This is a genomic window from Kitasatospora sp. NPDC002522 (genome assembly GCF_053595195.1).
The window spans coordinates 139,799-162,190 of the sequence record NZ_JBSFXE010000002.1 but is presented as its reverse complement, the minus strand read 5'-3'; the positions used below and the strand labels follow the sequence as shown (position 1 = coordinate 162,190).

Annotated in this window: 18 protein-coding genes; 14 read left to right on the top strand and 4 right to left on the bottom strand. The window is 73.1% G+C overall.

Going from position 1 to position 22,392, the window contains the following annotated elements:
* Nucleotides 1-95: 95 nt before the first annotated feature.
* The 4 genes from ACWD4U_RS02380 to ACWD4U_RS02365 all read left to right on the top strand — a co-directional run bounded on the left by ACWD4U_RS02380 (nt 96) and on the right by ACWD4U_RS02365 (nt 5,894).
* The gene (locus ACWD4U_RS02380; RefSeq protein ID WP_363449641.1) at nt 96-1,592 is read left to right on the top strand and encodes a leucyl aminopeptidase; all 1,497 of its coding nucleotides are present in this window, start codon (nt 96-98) and stop codon (nt 1,590-1,592) included.
* Between the two features lie 388 nt (nt 1,593-1,980).
* Nucleotides 1,981-3,369 (top strand): dihydrolipoyl dehydrogenase, encoded by a 1,389-nt coding sequence (gene lpdA, locus ACWD4U_RS02375; RefSeq protein WP_363449639.1) that lies wholly within the window; start codon nt 1,981-1,983, stop codon nt 3,367-3,369.
* A 58-nt stretch (nt 3,370-3,427) separates the two neighbouring features.
* Entirely contained in the window at nt 3,428-5,212 is a 1,785-nt protein-coding gene (gene sucB, locus ACWD4U_RS02370) for a 2-oxoglutarate dehydrogenase, E2 component, dihydrolipoamide succinyltransferase (protein ID WP_363449637.1), read from the top strand.
* Nucleotides 5,213-5,378: 166 nt separating this feature from the next.
* Nucleotides 5,379-5,894, top strand: coding sequence for a DUF4240 domain-containing protein (locus tag ACWD4U_RS02365; RefSeq protein ID WP_363449635.1), 516 nt, complete (start codon nt 5,379-5,381; stop codon nt 5,892-5,894).
* A 36-nt stretch (nt 5,895-5,930) separates the two neighbouring features.
* Here ACWD4U_RS02365 and ACWD4U_RS02360 read toward each other — a convergent pair whose 3' ends face one another.
* A complete protein-coding gene (locus tag ACWD4U_RS02360; protein WP_363449633.1) occupies nt 5,931-6,827 on the bottom strand; it encodes a DUF2510 domain-containing protein in 897 nt (298 codons plus the stop codon).
* Nucleotides 6,828-6,926: 99 nt separating this feature from the next.
* Nucleotides 6,927-7,427 carry a GNAT family N-acetyltransferase gene (locus ACWD4U_RS02355; RefSeq protein WP_363449631.1) on the bottom strand — a complete coding sequence of 167 codons (501 nt, stop codon included), beginning with the start codon at nt 7,425-7,427 and terminating at the stop codon, nt 6,927-6,929.
* 182 nt (nt 7,428-7,609) lie between these two features.
* On the opposite strand from ACWD4U_RS02355, the gene ACWD4U_RS02350 reads away from it, so the two are divergent.
* A complete protein-coding gene (locus ACWD4U_RS02350) occupies nt 7,610-8,524 on the top strand; it encodes a TIGR01777 family oxidoreductase (protein ID WP_363449630.1) in 915 nt (304 codons plus the stop codon).
* A gap of 405 nt (nt 8,525-8,929) precedes the next feature.
* Nucleotides 8,930-10,240 (top strand): NAD(P)/FAD-dependent oxidoreductase, encoded by a 1,311-nt coding sequence (locus ACWD4U_RS02345; RefSeq protein ID WP_363449629.1) that lies wholly within the window; start codon nt 8,930-8,932, stop codon nt 10,238-10,240.
* A 152-nt stretch (nt 10,241-10,392) separates the two neighbouring features.
* Here ACWD4U_RS02345 and ACWD4U_RS02340 read toward each other — a convergent pair whose 3' ends face one another.
* Complete coding sequence (locus ACWD4U_RS02340) at nt 10,393-12,018, bottom strand: regulator (RefSeq protein WP_363449628.1); 1,626 nt, start codon at nt 12,016-12,018, stop codon at nt 10,393-10,395.
* A 297-nt stretch (nt 12,019-12,315) separates the two neighbouring features.
* On the opposite strand from ACWD4U_RS02340, the gene ACWD4U_RS02335 reads away from it, so the two are divergent.
* The 7 genes from ACWD4U_RS02335 to ACWD4U_RS02305 all read left to right on the top strand — a co-directional run bounded on the left by ACWD4U_RS02335 (nt 12,316) and on the right by ACWD4U_RS02305 (nt 19,849).
* Nucleotides 12,316-13,089, top strand: a complete 774-nt coding sequence (locus ACWD4U_RS02335; RefSeq protein ID WP_363449626.1) for a 3-hydroxybutyrate dehydrogenase — start codon at nt 12,316-12,318, stop codon at nt 13,087-13,089.
* A gap of 37 nt (nt 13,090-13,126) precedes the next feature.
* Nucleotides 13,127-14,488 carry an MFS transporter gene (locus tag ACWD4U_RS02330; protein WP_363449624.1) on the top strand — a complete coding sequence of 454 codons (1,362 nt, stop codon included), beginning with the start codon at nt 13,127-13,129 and terminating at the stop codon, nt 14,486-14,488.
* Nucleotides 14,489-14,816: 328 nt separating this feature from the next.
* Nucleotides 14,817-16,709 carry a helix-turn-helix domain-containing protein gene (locus ACWD4U_RS02325; protein WP_363449622.1) on the top strand — a complete coding sequence of 631 codons (1,893 nt, stop codon included), beginning with the start codon at nt 14,817-14,819 and terminating at the stop codon, nt 16,707-16,709.
* A gap of 101 nt (nt 16,710-16,810) precedes the next feature.
* Entirely contained in the window at nt 16,811-17,581 is a 771-nt protein-coding gene (lipB, locus tag ACWD4U_RS02320; RefSeq protein WP_449787081.1) for a lipoyl(octanoyl) transferase LipB, read from the top strand.
* Nucleotides 17,582-17,715: 134 nt separating this feature from the next.
* Nucleotides 17,716-18,669, top strand: coding sequence for a lipoyl synthase (gene lipA / locus ACWD4U_RS02315; RefSeq protein WP_363449618.1), 954 nt, complete (start codon nt 17,716-17,718; stop codon nt 18,667-18,669).
* Nucleotides 18,670-18,882: 213 nt separating this feature from the next.
* A complete protein-coding gene (locus ACWD4U_RS02310; protein ID WP_363449616.1) occupies nt 18,883-19,041 on the top strand; it encodes a hypothetical protein in 159 nt (52 codons plus the stop codon).
* A gap of 121 nt (nt 19,042-19,162) precedes the next feature.
* Entirely contained in the window at nt 19,163-19,849 is a 687-nt protein-coding gene (locus ACWD4U_RS02305; protein ID WP_363449614.1) for a DUF4191 domain-containing protein, read from the top strand.
* 119 nt (nt 19,850-19,968) lie between these two features.
* Here the strand turns inward: ACWD4U_RS02305 and ACWD4U_RS02300 are convergent, their stop codons facing one another.
* Nucleotides 19,969-20,436 carry an RDD family protein gene (locus ACWD4U_RS02300; protein WP_363449612.1) on the bottom strand — a complete coding sequence of 156 codons (468 nt, stop codon included), beginning with the start codon at nt 20,434-20,436 and terminating at the stop codon, nt 19,969-19,971.
* A gap of 296 nt (nt 20,437-20,732) precedes the next feature.
* Here ACWD4U_RS02300 and glnA point away from each other — a divergent pair, with 296 nt between their 5' ends.
* A complete protein-coding gene (glnA, locus tag ACWD4U_RS02295) occupies nt 20,733-22,145 on the top strand; it encodes a type I glutamate--ammonia ligase (RefSeq protein ID WP_363449609.1) in 1,413 nt (470 codons plus the stop codon).
* Nucleotides 22,146-22,392 lie beyond the last annotated feature (247 nt).

The window sequence follows — 22,392 nt, the reverse complement described above, 5'->3', positions numbered from 1 at the left end:
TGCGCCCCGTTTCGCCGCGGAGTCTGCCTGGGTTTGCCGGTCGGCAACGGAGCCGTCACCGGTTGTGGACCGCGAAAGAACAGGACGCATTTGTCGTGACTGCACTGTCTGTGAGCACCTCCTCCGCCGTGAGCCTGCGTGCGGATGCCCTGGTGATCGGCGTGGCGAAGGGCCCCAAGGGCCTGGTCGTGGCGTCCGGTGCCGAGGCGGTCGTCGAGGCGTTCGAGGGCAAGCTGGCCGAGGTCCTCACCACCCTGGGCGCCACCGGCGCCGAGGGTGAGGCGGTCAAGCTGCCCGCGCCGGCCGGCGTGAAGGCCCCGCTGGTGCTGGCCGTGGGCCTGGGCGAGGCGGCCGACGGCGCGTTCGGCGCCGAGGAGCTGCGCAAGGCGGCCGGTGTCGCCGCGCGCACCCTGGCCGGTTCGAAGAAGGTCGCGCTGGCGCTGCCGGCCGAGTCGGCGGACGACGTCGAGGCGGTCGCGCTGGGCGGCCTGCTCGGCGCGTACTCCTTCGGCAGCTACAAGGCCGAGGTGAGCAAGGCCCCGGTCGGCGAGCTGATCGTGGTCTCCGGCCGCAAGGGCTCGAAGGACGCCAAGGCCGCGGTCGAGCGCGCCTCGGTGCTCGGCGAGGAGATGAACCGCGCCCGCGACCTGATCAACACCGCGCCGAACGACCTGAACCCGAAGTCCTTCGCGGCGATCGCCCAGGCCACCGGCAAGGAGCTCGGCCTGAAGGTCGAGGTGCTGGACGAGAAGGCGCTCGCCAAGGGCGGCTTCGGCGGCATCCTCGGCGTCGGCGTCGGCTCGGCCAACCCGCCGCGGCTGGTGAAGGTGGCGTACACCCACCCGAAGGCGAAGGCCTCGCTGGCGTTCGTCGGCAAGGGCATCACCTACGACTCGGGCGGCATCTCGCTGAAGCCGGCCGGCCACAACGAGACCATGAAGTGCGACATGTCCGGCGCCGCCGCGGTGTTCGCCGCCGTGGTCGCCGCCGCCCGCCTGGGCCTGCAGGTCAACGTGACCGCGTGGCTGGCGCTGGCGGAGAACATGCCGTCGGGCTCGGCGACCCGCCCGGGCGACGTGCTGCGGATGTACGGCGGCAAGACCGTCGAGGTGCTGAACACCGACGCCGAGGGCCGCCTGGTGCTGGCCGACGCGATCGTCAAGGCCGGCGAGGAGCAGCCGGACGTGATCGTGGACGTGGCGACGCTGACCGGCGCGATGGTGCTGGCGCTCGGCACCCGCACCTTCGGCGTGATGGCCAACGACGACGCGCTGCGCACCCGGCTGCACGAGACCGCGACCGCGGTGGGCGAGCAGTCCTGGCCGATGCCGCTGCCTGCGGACCTGCGCAAGGGCATGGTCGAGTCGACCGTCGCGGACCTGGCGAACATGGGCGAGCGGATGGGCGGCGGCCTGGTGGCCGGCCTGTTCCTGAAGGAGTTCGTGGCCGAGGGCACCGCCTGGGCGCACCTGGACATCGCCGGCCCGGCGTTCAACGAGGGCGGCCCGTTCGGCTACACCCCGAAGGGCGGCACCGCCAGCGCGGTGCGCACCCTGGTCCGCTTCGCGGAGGACACCGCCGCGGCGAAGTAGTCGGCGGAGACCGTCCGTGGGGCCCGGCACCGTGGGTGCCGGGCCCCACGCGCATTACCAGCCGGTAGCCCCCGTCGACAATCCGCAGGCGTGTTCGCCCGGGGCGAAACTATGTTCCACCATGCGGAACCCGGCCGGTGAAGACCCCCGGACGGACCACCTCCGTTTGCCGATTTCGCGGCTGTGAGCTGCGACGATACCCCCGAGAACGGGGCATAGCGCCGCCGCCGGGGTCGCGCGGCCGCGGTCTCCGGGCAGCCCCCGACGCCAGCCGCCGCCAACAAGTGCAAAGATGTATTTCCGGCACGACTGGGCGCCCTTACAAGGGCACTCACCCACCGGACCGCGACCGGCCCGGCGATCCGCACTTTTGCATGGAGGACGTGACGTGGCGAACGACGCCAGCACCGTTTTCGACGTAGTCATTCTCGGAGGCGGAAGCGGCGGTTACGCCGCGGCGCTCCGGGGCGCTCAGCTGGGGCTGAGCGTCGCGCTGATCGAGAAGGGCGAGCTGGGCGGCACCTGCCTGCACCGCGGCTGCATCCCGACCAAGGCGCTGCTGCACGCCGCCGAGGTCGCGGACGAGACCCGCGAAGCCGCCGAGTTCGGTGTCCTCGCCACCTTCCAGGGCATCGACATCAACGGCGTCCACAAGTACAAGGACGACGTCGTCGCCGGCCTGTACAAGGGCCTGCAGGGCCTGGTCGCCTCCCGCAAGGTCACCTTCATCCAGGGCGAGGGCCGGCTCTCCTCGCAGACCTCGGTGGACGTGAACGGCCAGCGCGTCGAGGGCCGCCACATCGTCCTCGCCACCGGCTCCGTCCCGCGCTCCATCCCGGGCCTGGACATCGACGGCAACCGGATCATCTCCTCCGACCACGCGCTGAAGCTCGACTACATCCCGAAGTCGGCGATCATCCTCGGCGGCGGCGTCATCGGCTGCGAGTTCGCCTCGGTCTGGAAGTCGTTCGGCGTCGACGTCACCATCGTCGAGGGCCTGCCGCACCTGGTGCCGCTGGAGGACGAGAACTCCTCCAAGCTGCTGGAGCGCGCGTTCCGCAAGCGCGGCATCAAGTTCGAGCTGAAGTCCCGCTTCTCCGGCGTGGAGTACACCGCCGAGGGCGTGCGGGTCTCCACCGAGAACGGCAAGTCCATCGAGGCCGACGTCCTGCTGGTCGCCATCGGCCGCGGCCCGGTCTCGGCCGGCCTGGGCTACGAGGAGCAGGGCGTCGCGATGGACCGCGGCTACGTCCTGGTCGACGAGTACCTGCGCACCAACGTGCCGACCATCTCCGCCGTCGGCGACCTGGTCCCGACCCTGCAGCTGGCCCACGTCGGCTTCGCCGAGGGCATCCTGGTGGCCGAGCGGATCGCCGGTCTGAAGGTCGTCCCGATCGACTACGACGGCATCCCGCGCGTGACCTACTCCAACCCGGAGGTCGCGTCCGTCGGCCTGACCGAGGCCAAGGCCGTCGAGCAGTACGGCAAGGAGAAGGTCGTCACCCTCAAGTACAACCTGGCCGGCAACGGCAAGAGCAAGATCCTGAAGACCGCCGGCGAGATCAAGCTCGTCCAGGTCAAGGACGGCGCCGTCGTGGGTGTCCACATGGTCGGCGCCCGGATGGGCGAGCAGGTCGGCGAGGCCCAGCTGATCTACAACTGGGAGGCCCTGCCCGCCGAGGTCGCCCAGCTCATCCACGCGCACCCGAGCCAGTCCGAGGCGCTGGGCGAGGCCCACCTCGCGCTGGCCGGCAAGCCGCTGCACGCGCACGACTGATCGCGCCCCCGTCCCCGTTCATTCCTGTACGCAAGACTTGATAGGAGTCGCTGGAACCATGGCGGTCTCAGTAACACTGCCCGCGCTGGGCGAGAGCGTGACCGAAGGCACCGTCACCCGCTGGCTGAAGGCCGAGGGTGAGCGCGTGGAGATGGACGAGCCGCTGCTCGAGGTCTCCACCGACAAGGTCGACACCGAGATCCCGGCGCCGGCCTCCGGCATCCTGGCCTCGATCAAGGTCGGCGAGGACGAGACCGTCGAGGTGGGCGCCGAGCTGGCGATCATCGACGACGGCTCCGGTGCCCCGGTCGCCGCCCCAGCGCCCGCCGCCGCGGCCGCTCAGCCGGCCCCCAGTCCTGCCGCTGCCGAGGCCCCCGCCGCCCCCGCCGCCCCCGCCCCGGTCGCCGCCGCCCCGGCCCCGGCCGCTGCTCCGGCCGCTGCCGCTCCGGCCGGCGACGCCACCCCGGTGCTGCTGCCCGCGCTGGGCGAGTCGGTCACCGAGGGCACCGTCACCCGCTGGCTGAAGGCCGAGGGCGACACCGTCGCGGTCGACGAGCCGCTGCTCGAGGTCTCCACCGACAAGGTCGACACCGAGATCCCCTCCCCCGTGGCGGGCACCCTGGTGAAGATCCTGGTCGGCGAGGACGAGACCGCCGAGGTCGGCGCCCAGCTGGCGCTGATCGGCGCCGCGGGCGCGGTCGCCGCCGCTCCGGCCCCGGCCGCTCCGGCTGCCCCGGCTCCGGCCCCCGTTGCCCCGGCCGCCCCGGCGCCGGCTCCGGTCGCCGCCGCCCCGGCCCTCGCGCCGGTCGCTCCCGCCGCCCCGGTGGCCCCGGCCGCTCCGGCCCCGGCTCCGGCTCCGGTCGCCCCGGCTGCTCCGGCGCCGGTCGCCGCCGCCCCGGTCGCCGCCGCTCCGGCCGCGGACGCCGGTGACGCCTACGTCACCCCGCTGGTGCGCAAGCTCGCCGCCGAGCACGGTGTCGCGCTGTCCGCCGTCGCCGGCACCGGCGTCGGTGGCCGCATCCGCAAGCAGGACGTGCTGGCCGCCGCCGAGGCCGCGAAGGCCGCTCCGGCGCCCGTCGCCGCCCCGGCCGCCCCGGCGAAGGCCGCTGCGGCGCCGTCCGCGCTGCGTGGCCAGACCGTCAAGATGACCCGCATGCGCAAGGTCATCGGCGACAACATGCTGAAGGCCCTGCACGAGCAGGCGCAGCTGACCAGCGTGGTCGAGGTGGACGTCACCAAGATCATGTCGCTGCGCGGCAAGGCGAAGGACTCCTTCCTGGCCCGCGAGGGCGTGAAGCTGTCCCCGATGCCGTTCTTCGTGAAGGCCGCGGCCCAGGCGCTGAAGGCCCACGCGGTCATCAACGCCCGGATCAACGAGGCCGAGGGCACCATCACCTACTTCGACACCGAGAACATCGGTATCGCGGTGGACTCCGAGAAGGGTCTGATGACCCCGGTCATCAAGGGTGCGGGCGACCTGAACATCGCCGGCATCTCGAAGAAGACCGCGGAGCTGGCGTCCAAGGTCCGGAACAGCAAGATCACCCCGGACGAGCTGTCCGGCGCGACCTTCACCATCTCCAACACCGGTTCGCGCGGCGCCCTGTTCGACACCGTCATCGTCCCGCCGAACCAGGTCGCCATCCTGGGCATCGGCGCGACCGTGAAGCGCCCGGTGGTCATCGAGGCCGACGGCGGCACCGCCATCGGCATCCGCGACATGACCTACCTGTCGCTCTCCTACGACCACCGTCTGGTGGACGGCGCGGACGCCGCCCGCTACCTGGTCGCGGTCAAGGAGATCCTGGAGGCCGGCGAGTTCGAGGTCGAGCTGGGCCTGTAAGGCGCCCGGTTCGTCCCGGTTCGCGTCGAAGCCCCGCCCCGTCCTCGGACGGCGCGGGGCTTCCGCGTACCGGGGTGGCGTACGCGGGAGGTGGGCCGGGGCGGTACGGTGGCGGCCCAGTGGATCGGGTGCGGGCGGGATGGGGATCGTGAATCCTGGAGCGGTGATGGACGAGACGGCTTTCTGGCAGCTCATCGACGACACCCGGGACGCGGCCGACGGCGACCCGGACGACCAGGCCGAGGTGCTGGTCGAGCGGCTGATGCAGCTGACCCCGGACGAGGTGCTGGACTTCGCCCGGCAGTTCGAGGCGCGGTTCCAGCGCGCCTACACGGTGGAGCTGTGGGGCGCGGCGTCCCTGCTGCTCGGCGGGGCCTCGGAGGACGGCTTCGACTACTTCCGCTGCTGGCTGATCGGCCAGGGCCGCGAGGTGTTCGAGGGCGGGATCCACGACCCCGACCAACTCGCCGAGCTGGTGCCAGACTTCGACGACGAGGAGGACGGCGACGCGGAGGAGCTGGGCTACGCCGCCGACGAGGCGTACGAGCGGCTCACCGGTCTGCCGCTGCCCGACCTGGGGGTGCGTCAGCCGGCCACGCCGATGGGTGCCTCGTTCGACTTCGAGGACGGCGCGCTGATGGCGGTGCGCTACCCGCTGCTGTGGGAGCGGTACGGGGACTGACGGGGCGTCGGGCCGTCCGGGTGGCGGCCGTCCGGGTCAGCTTGCGGGCGCGATGCCGAGCACGATCCGGTCGAGCTCGGCGGGCTTCGGCGCCTTGGGGTCGTCGTCCACGCCGCCGTGCAGGATCACGAAGCCGCCGGACTGCGCGGGCAGCGCGACCACCAGCACGTAGCCGGAGGCGCCCTGCCCGGGCTGGACGTACCAGCGGATCGCGTGGCCACGGACGCCCGCCACGGTGACGGCGCCGGTGGCGAGTTCGCGGTGCGAGGTGAGCGGGCCGAAGACCTCCGGGGCGTAGGCGGCGATCTCGGCCTCGGCGGCGGACTCGGCGTCGGCGGCCTGGGCGGTGTCGACCGCGACCGAGAACTGCCCGCGGACGCACAGCGAGGTGGACTGGCTGCAGGAGTACTGTCCGGCGATCTCGATCACCGAGGCCTGGTCGCTGGGCCGCTCCGCGGTCCAGCCGTCCGGCAGCGGCACCCGCCAGCCGTGCACCGCGTCGGCGACGGTCAGCGCGGGCGCGGCGTTGGTGGCGCTGCGGCTCGGCGAGGCGGACGCCAGCGGGCTGGCCGTGACCGGCGAGTTGCCCGTCGCGGTGAGCGTGGGCACCGGGTTCGGGGTGGGCGGGTCGGTCCGGATCAGGACCACCGCGACGACCACGGCGGCGAGCAGCACCGCGCCGACGGCCGCGGAGACGCCGACCACCAGCCCGTTGCCGCGGCGCCCCGTTCCGTCCGACTTGCCGGTCGGGTAGGGGCCGGGCTGGGGCTGCCGGGTGGCGGCGGCCAGGCCGGAGTTGTCCCAGCCCTGGGTCGGGGCGTCGTTCAGCTGCCCGGCGGTGCGGTGGTCGTCGGTCCAGGCGGTGCCGTTCCACCACCGCTCCTGTCCGGTGCCGGGGACGGGGTACCAGCCGGGCGGCGTCGGGGTGCTCACGCCGGTTACGGTACCGGTCGCGGGGGTTCCGGTGGGAGCCGGGCGGCGGTCACGAATCGGGCGCGAGCACGCTGAGTTGACGGCCCGTCACGGGGCCGCTCAGAGCGCCCGGCCCATCCAGACGTCGTCGACGTACGCACCGTCCAGCAGGAACTCCTCCGGCAGCACCCCGTACACCTGGAACCCGTTGCGCTCGTACAGCCGCCGGGCCGGGGCGTTGTGCGCGAGCACCCGCAGCGTCAGCCGGCGGGCCCCGGCCGCGCGGGCCGCCTCCCCGGCGGCGGCCAGCAGGGCGTCACCGACACCCCTCCCCCGCGCCTCCGGCAGCACGCCGAGGCCCTGGATCTGGCGGACGTGCGCGTTGGACTCCAGCGGCGTGGGCGGCACCTGCCGGACGTAGCCGACCACCCGGCCGCCCCACTCCGCCAGCAGGTACTGCGCGGGCGTGTGCCTGCGGTCGAAGACCGGAGCGTCGGCGGCCGGCTTCTCGGACACCTCGCTGATCGGCGACCAGATCACCTGGTCGATGTCACGGATCGCCTGCTCGTCCGGCAGGACGGCCGGACGGATCGTCACTTCGTTCGAAGGCATGGCGGTCATGGTAGGGACCCGTCAGGGGCCCGGGGAACGGCGGGGGTGTGGGGCTGCCGGGGTTTCGGGGCGCTGCGCGGTCCGGGCGCACGGAGGTCTCCAAGGCCACCAACCCAGTTGAGACCGTCCGACACTCGCCTCGCCGTTCCCGAGCCCCCGGATAGTGCGACTCGAGCTGCGAGGATGAGTGCATGCGAATCGCGGTGACAGGTTCCACGGGATTGATCGGTTCCGCGCTGGTGCGCTCGTTGCTGGCGGACGGGCACGAGGTGCTGCGGCTGGTGCGCAGGCACTCGCGTACCGGGCCGCAGCCGGACGGCACGACCGGTGTCGGGTGGAATCCCCACCTGATGCAGATCGACGCGGCCGCGCTGGAGGGTCTGGACGCGGTCGTCCACCTGGCCGGCGCGGGAGTCGGCGACCGGCGGTGGACGGACTCGTACCGGCGCGAGATCCGGGACAGCCGGGTGCTGGGCACCGAGACCGTCGCCGCCGCGCTGGCCCGGCTGAAGGAGCCGCCGAAGGTGCTCGTCAGCGCCTCCGCGGTGGGCTACTACGGGCAGACCGGCGACCAACTGATCGACGAGTCGGCGCCGGCCGGCACCGACTTCCTCGCCGAGGTGTGCGTCGCCTGGGAGCAGGCCGCCCGGCCCGCCGCCGACGCGGGCATCCGGGTGGTGCACCCGCGCACCGGGCTGGTGCTCGACCCGGCCGGCGGCGCCGGGGCGCGGCTGCTGCCGCTGTTCAGGCTCGGGCTGGGCGGGCGGCTCGGCCGCGGCGAGCAGTTCTGGAGCCTGATCTCGCTGGCCGACGAGGTCGCCGCGCTGCGTTTCCTGATCGACCGCCAGGACGTCAGCGGCCCGGTCAACCTGGCCGGTCCGGCACCGGTCACCAACCGGGAGCTGACCGACGAACTGGCCCGCGAGCTGAACCGCCCCGCGGTGTTCGCCGTGCCGGAGTGGACGCTGCGCACCGTGCTCGGCGAGATGGCCGTCGAGGTGGTCGGCAGCCACCGGGTGGTGCCCAAGGCGCTGCTGGACGCGGGCTTCGCGTTCGGCGACCCGGACGTCGGCGCGATCGTCCGGGCGGCGCTGGGGAGGCGCTGAGGGGGTGCTGCGGGACGCGCTGAGGGAACGGCTGCGGGGGGGCGCTGCGGGGCGCTCGCGGGTGGTGCGGGTCACCGCCGCGGCGCGGCTGACGGCACGTCAGGGGGGCGCACGGTTGCACCGTCGCGGCGCGTGGGTGGTGGGCGGTGACGGTGTGCGCCCGTTCCCGCCCCGCGCGCCCCGTTTGACGCACGGTGGGTGACCGTCCGGACGCGCTGTGTCGGGACGCCCGGGCCTTCCTCCGATTGAGACCTACCGGCCGGTCTGGCACCCGAGATGACGGGGCATCACCACTGCGGACCATGTCCTGGCCCCCCGCTGCCCGCCCCGGCCGCCGCCCGTTCGCGGGCGACCGCCGTGCGCGGCCGGCCGCGGAGGGCTCCGCCAGGGAGGGAGCACCCACTCGTGCCCGCACATGACTTCACCAGCCGCGCCCGCGCCACCGACCCCGATGTGGTCGTGGTCGGCGCCGGCGTCGCCGGGCTGTCCGCCGCCGCCGCGCTGACCGCCCAGGGCCTGCGCGTCCAGGTCCTGGAGGCCACCGAGCGCGTCGGCGGCCGGATGGCCACCCGCGAACTCGACGGCTTCCGCCTCGACCACGGCTGCCACCTGCTCAACCCCGCGTACCCCGAGCTCGAACGCCGCCTCGACCTCGACCGCCTGGAGCTGCGCCCGCTCGCCCCCGGCGTGCTGGTGCACAGCGGCGGCCGCAACTACCGGGTCGGCGATCCGCAGCACACCCCCGCCCGGCAGGCCGCCTCCCGCGGGCCGCTCGGCACCCCGCTCGACAAGGCCCGGCTCGCCGCGACGCTCGCCCGGATCGCGGCCACCCCCGCCTCCCGGCTGCTCAGCCGACCGGAGACCACGGCGGCCCGCGCCCTCGCCGACCGCGGGCTCGCCCCGCGCACCGTCGACGGTTTCCTGCGCCCGCTGCTCGGCGCCCTGCTCTCGGACCCGACGCTCGGCACCTCCAGCCGGGTCGCCGACCTCGTCCTGCGCGCCTACTCGCGCGGCCGGCTCTGTCTCCCCGCGGCCGGAATAGGCGCCGTCCCGGCCCAGTTGGCGGCCTCCCTGCCGGACGGCACGGTCCGGCTCGGCACCGAGGTCGTCTCGGTCGGCACCGACGGGGTGGAGATCGCCGGGAACGGCCGGATCGCGGCCCGCGCGGTGGTGGTCGCCACCGACGCCGCCACCGCGACGGGCCTGCTGCCCGGTCTGCGGCAGCCCGGCTTCCACCCGGTCACCACGTACTACCACGCGGCCCCCCAGTCGCCGCTCGACGAGGCCGTCCTGCTGCTGGACTCCGAACGCTCCGGGGTCTCGCACTCGGTCGTCCTCAGCGACGCCGACCCCTCCTACGCCCCCGAGGGGCAGGCCCTGATCGCCACCACGGTGCTCGGCCGCCGCGCGTTCGACTCCGGCGGGCCGTCCGGCGACGAGCCGCTGGTGCGACGGCGGCTGGCCGAGCTGTACGGCACCTCCACCGCCGGCTGGGAGTTCCTGGCGGTCCGTCACGTCCCGGACGCCGTCGTCTCGATGCCGCCCCCGCACCACTTCCGCCGCTCCGTCCGCCTGCTGGCCGGCCTCTACGTCTGCGGCGACCACCGCGACACCGGGACGGTCCAGGGCGCCCTGGTCTCGGGCCGACGGGCCGCGGAGGCCGTCTGCCGCGACCTGGGCGTCCGGATCGAGGCGGCGGTCGCCGAGGCGGCGTAAGCCGTTTTTTAAGGGGCTCGGGGAACTGCGAGGCGAATGGCGGAGGATCTCAGTCCGGCTGTGGGTCTTTGGAGACCTCTGTGCGCCCGGACCTTGCAGCGCCCTGTGACCCTGACCGCCACGCACTCCCGCCGTTCCCCGGGCCCCTGCTTTCAGATCACTCCCGCCTGCCTGGTGGCCTCCTCGAAGGCGCGGGCGGCCGGGGTGGTGCGGTAGGGGGCCAGGCGGCGGTGGAAGTCGCGGAGGTACTCGACCGTCCGGGCCGATCGCATTTCGCCGGCCGCCCGCAGACTGTCGGTGGCCATGGAGCAGGACTCGTCGACGTCTCCCATGCCGAGGCGGGCGGAGGCGAGGACGAGGCGGCAGAGGATGCGGCTGCGGGCGAACGCGGGGGCCCGCAGCCGCAGGGACTTCTCGGCGTGCTGGGCGGCGGGGCGCCACTGCTGGAGGTCGCGGTAGCAGTGGGCGAACTCGTCGGCGAGTTGGGCGTCGTCGAAGTAGCGGGCCCAGGACGGGACTTCGTCGGCGGTGCGGGCGGTGCCGAGGGCGCGTTCGCAGCGGACCAGGGCGGTGGTGCAGGCACGGACGTCGCCGGCCAGGGCGTGGCCGCGGGCTTCGGCGGCGTGCATCAGGGCCTGGACCACGGGCGCGGCGGTGGTGCCGACGCCCTGCTGGGCGACCCGGGCGAGTTGGATGGCTTCGCGGGCGTGGCCGAGGTGGACCGCCTGCTGGCTCATGGTGGTGAGGATGAAGCCGCCGAGGACGCGGTCGCCGGCGGCCTGGGAGAGCCGCAGGGCCTGGACGAAGTAGCGCTGGGCGAGGCCGTGCGCGGCGATGTCGAAGGAGGTCCAGCCGGCCAGGCGGGTGAGGTCGGCGACGGCGCCGAACAGCGCGCGGCCGATCTGTTCGCCGTACCGGCCGCGGAGCATGGGTTCGGCCTCGCTCTCCAGGTAGCGGACCAGGGCCTGCCGGGCGTGGCCGCCACCGTAGGCGTGGTCGAGGGCACGGAAGAGGTCGCCGACCGCGCGGATGGCGGCGATGTCGCCGCGGCCGACCCGGACCGGGGGGCGGGTGTCGCGGTGTTCGGTGGCGGGTTCGGCCGCGGTGCCGCCGGGGCGGCGCAGTTGCTGCTGGGGGACCCGGTTGCTGCCGCCCTGTGGGGGTGTGCGGAGCTCCTCGGGGGGCAGCGTGGAGCCGTCCCGGGCGACGCGTTCGTCGGTCCGGCCGATCAGCCAGTCGCGGCTGGGGACGACCAGTCCGGCGGGGGTGAAGGCGATCTTGCGGAGTTCGGCGTAGGGGCCGTTGTCCTTGCGCCACATGGAGGCGACGATGTCGACGGCCTCCTGCGGGGTCTCGGCGAACTCGAGTCCGGCGTAGACCGGGGCGCAGGCGTCGAGACCGACGTCCTGGGCGGTGAGCCGGCGGCCCAGTCGGCGGGTGAAGACCTCGGCGATCAGCGCCGGGGTGGCGCCGCGGGGTTGCTGGCCGCGCAGCCAGCGGGTGACCGAGGTCTTGTCGTAGCGCAGGTCGAGGCCGTGTTCCAGGCCGAGTTGGTCGACCCGGCGGGCGAGGCCGGCGTGGGAGAAGCCGGATTCCTCGATGAGCGCCGCGAGTTGGGGGTTCTGCGCGCGCTGGACCGCGGCCGAGGGCGACTCCGCCGGGTCGGGGGCGTGCGGAGGGGTCTCATCCGCTCCGAGCGGGCGCGGGTCGAGCGGGCGCGGGTCGAGCGGGTCGAGCGATCGGTACACCGGGCTGTCGATTACGGGCCGTTGGGGCATAGCAGTCCACACCTCTCAGGCGCCGCTCCGGCCCCTCCTGCCCGGGACAGCGCCCCCTGTCGGGAATCGGCGCGAATGTAGCGAGCATTGGGGCGCTATGGGTGGATTCGGCCCCTCAATCCTCCGAACGGGTGAAGTGACCGCGTCCGTTGTGAGGAAGCACGGCCGGAGCGTGTTTGAGTCGGTGAGCCCTTGGTCCGGTTCTGACCACATGGTGTCGGGGCCCATGGGGGTCCGGGATGCTGTGGTGTCCGCCCACATCGTTGGCGGGGCCGCGGATTCCTACCGTTCTCGGCCATGGACACCACTTCAGCCCCGCTCCCCCAGCCCTCGCTGCGCGGCCGGACCGCACTGGTCACCGGGGCCGCCTCCGGCATCGGGCGGGCCTGCGCGGAGGCGTTCGCCGCGGCCGGTGCGCGGGTGTACGTCGTCGACCTGGCCGCCGAGCCGGCCGAGGAGCTGGCCGCGCGGATCGGCGGGGTCGCGTTCGTGACCGACCTGTCGGACCCGGCGGCGGTGGAGGAGCTGCCCGCCGACGCGGACATCGTCGTCAACAACGCGGGGCTCCAGCACGTCGCACCGGTGCACGAGTTCCCGATGGAGCGGTTCACGCTGATCCAGCGGGTGATGGTGGAGGCTCCGTTCCGGATCCTGCGCCGCACCCTGCCGCACATGTACGAGCGCGAGTGGGGACGGGTCGTCAACGTCTCCTCGGTGCACGGCCTGCGGGCCAGCGCCTTCAAGTCCGCGTACGTCACCGCCAAGCACGCCCTGGAGGGCCTGAGCAAGACGGTCGCCCTGGAGGGCGCGCCGTACGGCGTGACCAGCAACTGCATCAACCCCGCGTACGTCCGCACCGCCCTGGTGGAGAAGCAGATCGCCGCGCAGGCCCTGGCGCACGGCATCCACGAGGACGAGGTGGTGGAGCAGATCATGCTCGACCGCACCGCGGTGAAGCGGCTGATCGAACCGGACGAGGTGGCGCAGCTGGCCGTGTGGCTGTGCTCGCCGAGTGCCGCGTACATCACCGGGGCCAGCCTGCCGATGGACGGCGGCTGGACCGCGCACTGACCCACCCTCATCCCCCCACCTCTGCAAGGGACTCTCCATGGCTGCCACCTCTCCCGACGTCGCGAGATCCGGCTCCCTGCCCCGGGTCGTCGCCGCCTCCCTGATCGGTACGACGATCGAGTGGTACGACTACTTCTTGTACGGATCGGCGGCGGCGCTGGTCTTCGGGCACGTCTTCTTCCCGAAGTCGGACCCGCTGACCGGCACCCTGCTGTCCTTCCTGACCTACGCGATCGGCTTCGCCGCCCGGCCGCTGGGCGCGCTGGTCTTCGGGCACTTCGGCGACCGGATAGGCCGCAAGAAGCTGCTGGTGCTGAGCCTGCTGCTGATGGGCGGCGCGACCACGCTGATCGGCTGCCTGCCCACCTACGACCAGGCGGGCGTGGCCGCGCCGATCATGCTGACCGGCCTCCGGCTGGTGCAGGGCTTCGCGCTCGGCGGCGAGTGGGGCGGCGCCGTCCTGCTGGTCTCCGAGCACGGCGACCGTCGGCGGCGCGGCTTCTGGGCGTCCTGGCCGCAGGGCGGCGCGCCGGCCGGCAACCTGCTGGCGGCGGGCGTGCTCTCGCTGATGACGGCCGTCCAGTCGGACGCGGCGTTCCTGGACTGGGGCTGGCGGGTGCCGTTCCTGCTCTCCGCGGTGCTGGTGATGGTCGGCCTGTGGATCCGGCTCGCGGTCGACGAGTCGCCGCTCTTCAAGGCGGCGCTGGCCGCCGCGGAGCAGCGCAGGGCGACCGAGCACGCGGTGGAGCGCACGCCGCTGGTGTCGGTGCTGCGCGACCACTGGCGGGACGTCCTGGTGGCGATGGGCGCCCGGATGGCGGAGAACATCTCGTACTACGTGATGACCACCTTCGTCCTGGCGTACGCCGTCGGCCACGCCCACCTGCCCAAGCAGACCGCGCTGAACGCGGTGCTGATCGGCTCGGCGATCCAGTTCGCGCTGATCCCGGTCTTCGGCGCGCTCTCCGACCGGGTCGGCCGCAAGCCGGTGTACCTGGTCGGCGCGGTCGGCGTCGGGATCTGGGCGTTCGTCTTCTTCGGGATGGTCGACACCAAGGACTTCACCGCGCTGGTCGTCGCGATCACCGTCGGCCTGTTCTTCCACAGCATGATGTACGCCCCGCAGGCGGCGTTCTTCTCCGAGCTGTTCGCCACCCGCAACCGCTACTCCGGCGCCTCCATCGGCGCCCAGTTCTCGTCCGTCGCGGCCGGGGCGCCCGCCCCGCTGATCGCCACCGCGCTGCTCAAGGACTACGGCAGCGCCACCCCGATCGCCGTGTACGTGGCGATCGCCGCCGTGATCACCGTGGTCGCCGTGCTGTGCGGCCGGGAGACCCGCGGCACCGACCTCGCCGACGTCCAGCCGGACCAGGCGAAGGCCGCGGCCACCGTCGGCTGAGCCTTTTCCGCCGGGCCCGCTTTCCGGAAGGATCGAGGCCGCGTCCCCGGGCACCCGCCCGGCGACGCGGCCCGGGCCCGTCTCCGCGGCGGGTCGACCCGCCCGCGCGGCGGGCCCGGGGAGCCAGGGCCTGTCTGACAATTCGCGTCGGGTAAGCGCGCGGCGTCGGGCGCCCGGCTGGGCCTGCCGGCGGAACGCCCTCGTACTGGGTGTACTTGGGTGTTTCGCCGGCGGGTCCAGGCGGGATGATCCGGCGTCGCGCGCCCGGCGGGAATTGTCAGACAGGCCCTAAGGGGTCACGGGGGACGAGAGCGACAGGGAAGGCCGCATGGACCGCCACACCACCGCCGCACCGGCGCTGCGCCGACTGCTCGACCTGCTGTCGACCGGCGCGGCCACCGAGGACTTCGCCGAGGTGCTGGCCGACGCCCGCCGCCAGGGGGCGACCGCCCAGGTGCTCACCGACATCGACGACGCCACCTGGCAGGCCCTGCGCGTCCACCGGACGCTGCGCCAGCACCGCCGCCGCGAGGCCGAGTTGACGGCGCTCTTCGACACCGCGGGCGACCTGGCCGCCTCCCGCGACCTGGATTCGGTGCTGCAGGCCATCGTCCGGCGCGCCCGGATGCTGCTCGGCACCGACACCGCCTACCTGACCCTCCCCGACGAGCAGGCCGGCGACACGTACATGCGGGTCACCGACGGCTCGGTCTCGCCGCTCTTCCAGACCCTGCGGCTCAGCCTCGGCGACGGCCTCGGCGGCCTGGTCGCGCAGACCGCCCGCCCGTACGCCACCCACGACTACCGCACCGACGAGCGCTTCCGGCACACCGGCCAGATCGACGCCGGCGTGCTCGACGAGGGCCTGGTCGCGATCATCGGCGTGCCGCTGCTGCTCGGCGGCACCGTGATCGGCGTGCTGTTCGCCGCCGACCGCTCGCCGCGGGCCTTCTCCCCCGACGAGGTCGCGCTGCTCTGCACCCTCGCCGCGCACGCCGCGATCGCCCTGGACACCGCCAAGTCGCTCGCCGACACCCGCGCCGCGCTCGCCGAACTCGCCGCCGCCAACGCCGTCATCCGCGCCCACTCCGCCGCCGTCCAGCGCGCCGAGCAGGCCCACGACCGGCTCACCGACCTGGTGCTGCGCGGGGCCGAGGTCTCCGACGTGGCCGCCGAGGTCGCCGCGCTGCTGGACGGCGAGGCCTCCGTCCACGACGCCGAGGGCGGCCCGCTGACCGGTCCGGGCGCGGTCCCTGACGGCCTGTCGGAGGCGGTCGCCGCCTCCCGCGCCGAGGGCCACGCGGTGCGGCACGGCAAGGAGTGGGTCTGCGCGGTGCTGGCCGGGCAGGAGCTGCTGGGCAGTCTGGTGCTGCACGGGCGGCCCGAGTTGGACGACGCCGACCGCCGGGTCTTCGAGCGCGCGAGCGTGGTCACCGCCCTGCTGTTGCTGCTGCGCCGCTCGGTCGCCGAGACCGAGAACCGGGTCCGCGGCGAACTGCTCGCCGACCTGCTCACCGCCCCCGACCGCGACCCGGCGGGCCTGGCCGCCCGCGGCCGCCGGCTCGGCGTCGACCTGGGCCGCCCGCACCTGGTGCTGGTCGCCGAGGCCGCCGAGGCCGCCGCCCGCGAACGCCTCGGCGGCGCCGCGGCCCGCTACCTGTTCGGCTCCCGCGGCATCAGCGCCGAGTTCGGCGACGGCGTGGTCCTGCTGGTCCCGCACGAGGGCCCCGGCGACGGCGCGGTGGCCGCCCTGGCCGCCGAACGCCTGGCCCGGCTGGTCGGCGCCCCCGTCACGGTCGGCACCGGCCGGGCCGCCAGCGGCCCGGTCGCGCTGGCCGCCGCCTACGCGGAGGGCGTGCGCTGCGTGCGCGCCCTGCGGGTGCTCGGCCGCACCGGCGACGGCGCCTGCGCCGCCGACCTCGGCTTCCTCGGCGTCCTGCTCGGCGACGGCCACGACGTCGACGGCTTCGTCCGCGCCACCCTCGGCCCGCTGCTCGACTACGACGCCAAGCGCGGCACCGAACTCGTCCGCACCCTGCGCGCCTACTTCGACTGCGGCGGCAGCCTGACCCGCGCCAAGGACCTGCTGCACGTCCACGTGAACACCGTGGTGCAGCGCCTGGACCGGGTCGAGGTGCTGCTCGGCCGCGACTGGAACCAGCCCGAGCGGGCCCTGGAGCTCCAACTCGCCCTGCGGCTGCTGCTGTTGGCCGACGGATGACCTGGCCCACCGGGTTCCGCGGCCGCTGGGCGTACAGTGGCGAGGTTGGGCTCGGTGGCCGACAAGGAGCTGTGGTGAGCGAGAACGTGCGGTTCGTGCGGATGGGCATAGGCGAGCGGACCGTCCCGTACCCGGAGGCGTGGGAGGAGCAGCAGCGGCTGCACGCGCTGCGGGTCGCGGACGAGATCCCGGACACGGTGCTGCTGTTGGAGCACGACCCGGTGTACACCATGGGCAAGCGCACCAACCCGGAGGACCTGCCGCTGGACGGCACCCCGGTGGTGGAGGTCAACCGCGGCGGCGAGATCACCTGGCACGGGCCGGGCCAGCTGGTCGGCTACCCGATCGTGAAGCTGCCGGACCCGATCGACGTGGTGGCGTACGTGCGGCGGCTGGAGGAGGCGCTGATCCGCGCCTGCACCGACTTCGGGGTGGCGACCACCCGGATCGAGGGCCGCAGCGGCGTGTGGAAGCTCGGCGCGGACATCCCCGGCGCGGTGGTGGACCCGTCGCAGGTGGTGGAGATCGGCAAGCTGACCCTGCGGATGGGCCTGCCGCTCGGCATCGACCCGCGGCTGGCCGGCCCCGAGTACGCGCCGTCCAACGCCGGCCAGCGCGGCGACGACCGCAAGCTCGCCGCGATCGGCGTCCGGGTCGCCCGCGGCGTGACCATGCACGGCTTCGCGCTCAACTGCGACCCGGACATGACCTACTTCGACAAGATCGTCCCGTGCGGCATCCGGGACGCCGGCGTGGCCTCGCTCAGCGGCGAGCTGCGCCGCCCGTTCAGCGTCACGGACGCCGTCGGCACCGTGGAGCGCCGGCTCGCCGAGGTCCTCGCCGAGCTGCCCGAGCCCGCCGTCGTCGGCTGAAGCCCTACCGCCGGGTACGGAATCGGCGCGCCACGCCCGGTGTTGCCTTCCGAATGAAGGCCCGGGGCCCCGCGCAGGCCACCGAAGCACAGGCGTACCCTGATGGGTACCCCGTCTAGTTCTAGGAGTCACACGTGTCCGCTGTCGCACCCGACGGCAGGAAGCTCCTCCGCCTGGAGGTCCGCAACAGCGAGACCCCCATCGAGCGGAAGCCGGAGTGGATCAAGACCAGGGCGAAGATGGGGCCGGAGTACAACGCCCTGCAGTCCCTGGTGAAGAAGGAGGGGCTGCACACGGTCTGCCAGGAGGCGGGCTGCCCCAACATCTTCGAGTGCTGGGAAGACCGCGAGGCGACCTTCCTGATCGGCGGCGACCAGTGCACCCGCCGCTGCGACTTCTGCCAGATCGACACCGGCAAGCCCGCCGAGTTCGACCGGGACGAGCCGCGCCGGGTCGCCGAGTCCATCGTCACCATGGACCTCAACTACGCCACCATCACCGGCGTCGCCCGCGACGACCTGGCGGACGGCGGTGCCTGGCTGTACGCCGAGACGGTCCGCCAGGTGCACGCGATGACCGCCGCCCGCGAGGCCGGCCGCACCGGCGTCGAGCTGCTGATCCCCGACTTCAACGCGGTGCCCGAGCAGCTCGCCGAGGTCTTCTCCTCCCGTCCCGAGGTGCTCGCGCACAACGTCGAGACGGTGCCGCGGATCTTCAAGCGGATCCGCCCCGCGTTCCGCTACGAGCGCTCCCTGGACGTCATCACCCAGGCCCGCGCGGCCGGGCTGGTCACCAAGTCCAACCTGATCCTCGGCATGGGCGAGACCCGCGAGGAGGTCAGCGAGGCGCTGTCCGACCTGGTGGACGCCGGCTGCGAGCTGATCACCATCACCCAGTACCTGCGCCCGTCGGTGCGCCACCACCCCGTCGAGCGCTGGGTCAAGCCGCAGGAGTTCGTCGAGCTGCAGCAGGAGGCCGAGGAGCTGGGCTTCGCCGGCGTCATGTCCGGCCCGCTGGTGCGCTCCTCGTACCGCGCCGGCCGCCTGTACCGCCAGGCGCTGGAGCACCGCGCCAAGGCCGCGGTCTGAGGTCGCCGTTCGCACGCCGCCGAGGGCGGGTCCGCTGCCGGGCCCGCCCTCGGCGCGTCTGCGCGGCCTCGCGCGGCCTCGCTCGGCTGTGCGGTCTGCGCGGCCGATCGGCGTAAGCGCCCACGTTTCACGTGGCATTGACGACCGGGTCACCGTACGGTAACGGGCGTCCGGGACGCTTGAGCGGTACCCGGGTCGAGGAGTGGTGTCGAGATGCGTACCGGAATCCGGTCTGCCATGAAGTACGCGAAGTACGCGGAGCAGGTGCTGATCCGCGGCGCCCGCCGCAACGCGTGGGCCGCGGTGTGCGAGAACCGGCGCCTGGCCGGCGAACGCGAGCAGGCCGTGCAGGTGTTCGGCCGCAGCGCCTGACCCGCTGGTCGGCCGTGGGACGACCGTCGGCCTGCGCGCCCGGCCGGCTCAGGGAAAGACCAGGGTCACGAACCGGCACCGCCTTGGATGATCGCGGTGGCCGCCACGTACCATGAGCGGTATGGCGAGGCAAAATTCCGATACCCCTGGGCGGATCGCACAGATCCGCCAGGCTTATGTCATGACCAAGAAGGTCGATTCCAAGATCGGCCTGATCATCGCCGGCGTCGGCCTGCTGACCTTCGGCGTGTTCCTCGCCATCGGCTTCGCACTCGGCCACCCGGTCTACCTGGGCATCCTCGGCGTCGTCGTCGCGGTGCTGGCGGTCGCGATCGTCTTCGGCCGGCGCGCCGAGCGGGCCGCGTTCGGGCAGATGGAAGGCCAGCCGGGCGCGGTCGCCGCGGTGCTGGGCAACATCCGCCGCGGCTGGAGCGCCAACCAGACCCCGGTCGCGGTCACCCGCAACCAGGACGCGGTCTACCGCGCGGTCGGCCGGGCCGGCATCGCGCTGATCGGCGAGGGCAACCCGAACCGGGTGCGCCCGCTGCTGGCGTCCGAGAAGAAGAAGATGGCCCGCGTCGTCGGCGACGTGCCGGTGCACGACATCATGGTCGGCAACGGCGAGGGCGAGATCCCGCTGAAGAAGCTCCAGGTGCACCTGATGCGGCTGCCGCGCTCGATCAGCGCCGCCCAGGTCACCGAGACCAGCGACCGGCTGCGCGCGCTCGGCGACCTGCTCTCCAAGGCGCCGATCCCCAAGGGCCCGATGCCGAAGGGCGCCCGGATGCCCAAGGGCGGCGCGCGCTGAGGCCCGTTCCGGCCTCCGCTCCCCGCTCCACTCCCCCACACGACACCACGGCCCCGCTCGCGAGATGTGCTCTCGCCGGCGGGGCCGTTCGACGTTCTGGCGCTCGTTCTCGCCGTCGCTCAGATGCGGACCTCGACGGTGCCGACCGCCTTGTCGTGCAGGCCGCGGGTGTCGCGGTCCCAGACGAGGGCCGGGACGACCAGGCAGAGCAGCAGGGTGCGCAGCAGCACCTGCGGAATGGTGGCGCGCCGGCCGTCCAGCCGGACCACCCGCAGGCCGAACAGCCGCTTGCCGACGGTGGTGCCGGTGGTGGCCAGGAACAGCGCCGTCACCGCGTAGAACAGCGGGGTGGTCCACAGGTTGGCGGTGCTCTGCTCACCGCGGGCCAGGAGACCGTACGCGACCAGGCTGACCAGCCAGCCGTCGACGAACAGCGCGCCGATCCGGCGGCCGGGGCCGGCGATCGAGCCCGGGCCGGTCTGCGGGAGGCCGAGGCGCTCGCCGCGGTAGCCGAAGTCGGCGCCCATCTTCTCGGCGGCCGCCTTCGGGCCGTCGATCCACGATCCGAGTGCTTCTCTGGTGTCCACGAATCCACCCTAACCGGGCCCTACATCCGCCCCGGCGGCGGGCGTCGGTGCGGCGCGCCCGGGCGGTGTGCCACGCGGGTGAACCGGGTGGGGCCGAGTGCCACAAGTGGTCTGGACCAGTTGTGGAGCATCGGGGCGGTGAGCATGGAGATTTGCCCGGAACCGTACCGCTTTGCCAGCCCGCCGAGTGGCCTGGTTAACATGTGGGAAACAAGCGAGTCACGAGCCGGAAACGGGGCGTTCCTATCGTGAGGCCCCTGTACGGGGGCTTCCGTGCACGCCGAGGAGGAGGACGGATGTTCACCAACGCCGACGAGGTGAAGCAGTACATCGCGGACAACGACATCAAGTTCGTCGATGTCCGGTTCTGCGACCTGCCGGGCGTGCTGCAGCACTTCGCGGTCCCGGCCGCGACCTTCGACCCGGCCGAGACGCTGATGTTCGACGGTTCCTCGATCCGGGGCTTCCAGGCGATCCACGAGTCCGACATGGCCCTGGTGCCGGACCTGTCGACCGCGCGGCTGGACCCGTTCCGCACCGAGAAGCACCTCAACATCAACTTCTTCATCCAGGACCCGATCACCGGCGAGGCCTACAGCCGCGACCCGCGCAACGTCGCCCGCAAGGCCGAGGCCTACCTGGCCTCGTCCGGCATCGCCGACACCGCCTACTTCGGGCCCGAGGCCGAGTTCTACGTCTTCGACTCGGTGCGCTTCGAGACCAGCGCCAACGCCTCGTACTACCACATCGACTCGGTCGCGGGTGCCTGGAACACCGGCTCCGCGGAGGGCGACGCGCGCGGCTACAAGGTCAAGTACAAGGGCGGCTACTTCCCCGTCCCGCCGGTCGACCACTTCGCCGACCTGCGGGCCGAGATGTCGCTGGAGCTCGCCAAGGCCGGGCTCGCGGTCGAGCGCCAGCACCACGAGGTGGGCACCGCCGGGCAGGCCGAGATCAACTACAAGTTCAACACCCTGCTGCACGCCGCCGACGACCTGATGCTGTTCAAGTACATCATCAAGAACGTCGCCTGGCGGGCGGGCAAGACCGCGACCTTCATGCCCAAGCCGATCTTCGGCGACAACGGCTCCGGCATGCACGTCCACCAGTCGCTGTGGACCGGCGGCTCCCCGCTCTTCTACGACGAGCAGGGGTACGCGGGCCTGTCCGACATGGCGCGCTACTACATCGGCGGCATCCTCAAGCACGCCCCCTCGCTGCTCGCCTTCACCAACCCCTCGGTGAACTCCTACCACCGCCTGGTCCCCGGCTTCGAGGCCCCGGTCAACCTGGTCTACTCGCAGCGCAACCGCTCCGCCGCCATCCGCATCCCGATCACCGGGTCCAACGCCAAGGCCAAGCGCATCGAGTTCCGCGCCCCCGACCCGGCCTCCAACCCCTACCTGGCCTTCTCCGCCATGCTGATGGCCGGCCTCGACGGCATCAAGAACAAGATCGAGCCCCTCGAGCCCGTCGACAAGGACCTCTACGAACTCGCCCCCGACGAGCACGCCGCCGTCCCCCAGGTCCCCGCCTCCCTCAGCGCCGTCCTCGACGCCCTCGAAGCCGACCACGAATACCTCCTGGCCGGCGGCGTCTTCACCAGCGACCTGATCGAGACCTGGATCGACTACAAGCGCACCAACGAGATCGCCCCGATCGCCCTGCGCCCGCACCCGCACGAGTTCGAGCTGTACTACGACCTGTAGGAGTGCCTCCAACCTGCGGAAACGCAGGTCGGTCTCTCATCGTTTCCGCAGGTCAGCGCCCTCCTGACCTGCGGAGACGCTGTCTTCGGACCCGCCATCGATCGTCTGACGGCTCGCGATGTGAAATGACAGTGAAACGGAGAACGGGCAGGCAGGGCGCCCGAGCTCGTCAACTTCTCCCGCGCGTGGCCGCCAGGTGGCCCTCGTCGGACGGGAAGCCGGTACCGGGAAGCTTGTTCCGCGCAGC

Coding starts and splice junctions, on each gene's coding strand:
- glnA (WP_363449609.1), top strand. CDS start 20,733: ATGTTCACCAACGCCGACGAGGTGAAGCAGTACATCGCGGACAACGAC.
- ACWD4U_RS02330 (WP_363449624.1), top strand. CDS start 13,127: ATGGCTGCCACCTCTCCCGACGTCGCGAGATCCGGCTCCCTGCCCCGG.
- ACWD4U_RS02310 (WP_363449616.1), top strand. CDS start 18,883: ATGCGTACCGGAATCCGGTCTGCCATGAAGTACGCGAAGTACGCGGAG.
- ACWD4U_RS02355 (WP_363449631.1), bottom strand. CDS start 7,427: ATGACCGCCATGCCTTCGAACGAAGTGACGATCCGTCCGGCCGTCCTG.
- lipB (WP_449787081.1), top strand. CDS start 16,811: ATGGGCATAGGCGAGCGGACCGTCCCGTACCCGGAGGCGTGGGAGGAG.
- ACWD4U_RS02350 (WP_363449630.1), top strand. CDS start 7,610: ATGCGAATCGCGGTGACAGGTTCCACGGGATTGATCGGTTCCGCGCTG.
- ACWD4U_RS02340 (WP_363449628.1), bottom strand. CDS start 12,018: ATGCCCCAACGGCCCGTAATCGACAGCCCGGTGTACCGATCGCTCGAC.
- sucB (WP_363449637.1), top strand. CDS start 3,428: ATGGCGGTCTCAGTAACACTGCCCGCGCTGGGCGAGAGCGTGACCGAA.
- ACWD4U_RS02325 (WP_363449622.1), top strand. CDS start 14,817: ATGGACCGCCACACCACCGCCGCACCGGCGCTGCGCCGACTGCTCGAC.
- ACWD4U_RS02305 (WP_363449614.1), top strand. CDS start 19,163: ATGGCGAGGCAAAATTCCGATACCCCTGGGCGGATCGCACAGATCCGC.
- ACWD4U_RS02335 (WP_363449626.1), top strand. CDS start 12,316: ATGGACACCACTTCAGCCCCGCTCCCCCAGCCCTCGCTGCGCGGCCGG.
- ACWD4U_RS02365 (WP_363449635.1), top strand. CDS start 5,379: ATGGACGAGACGGCTTTCTGGCAGCTCATCGACGACACCCGGGACGCG.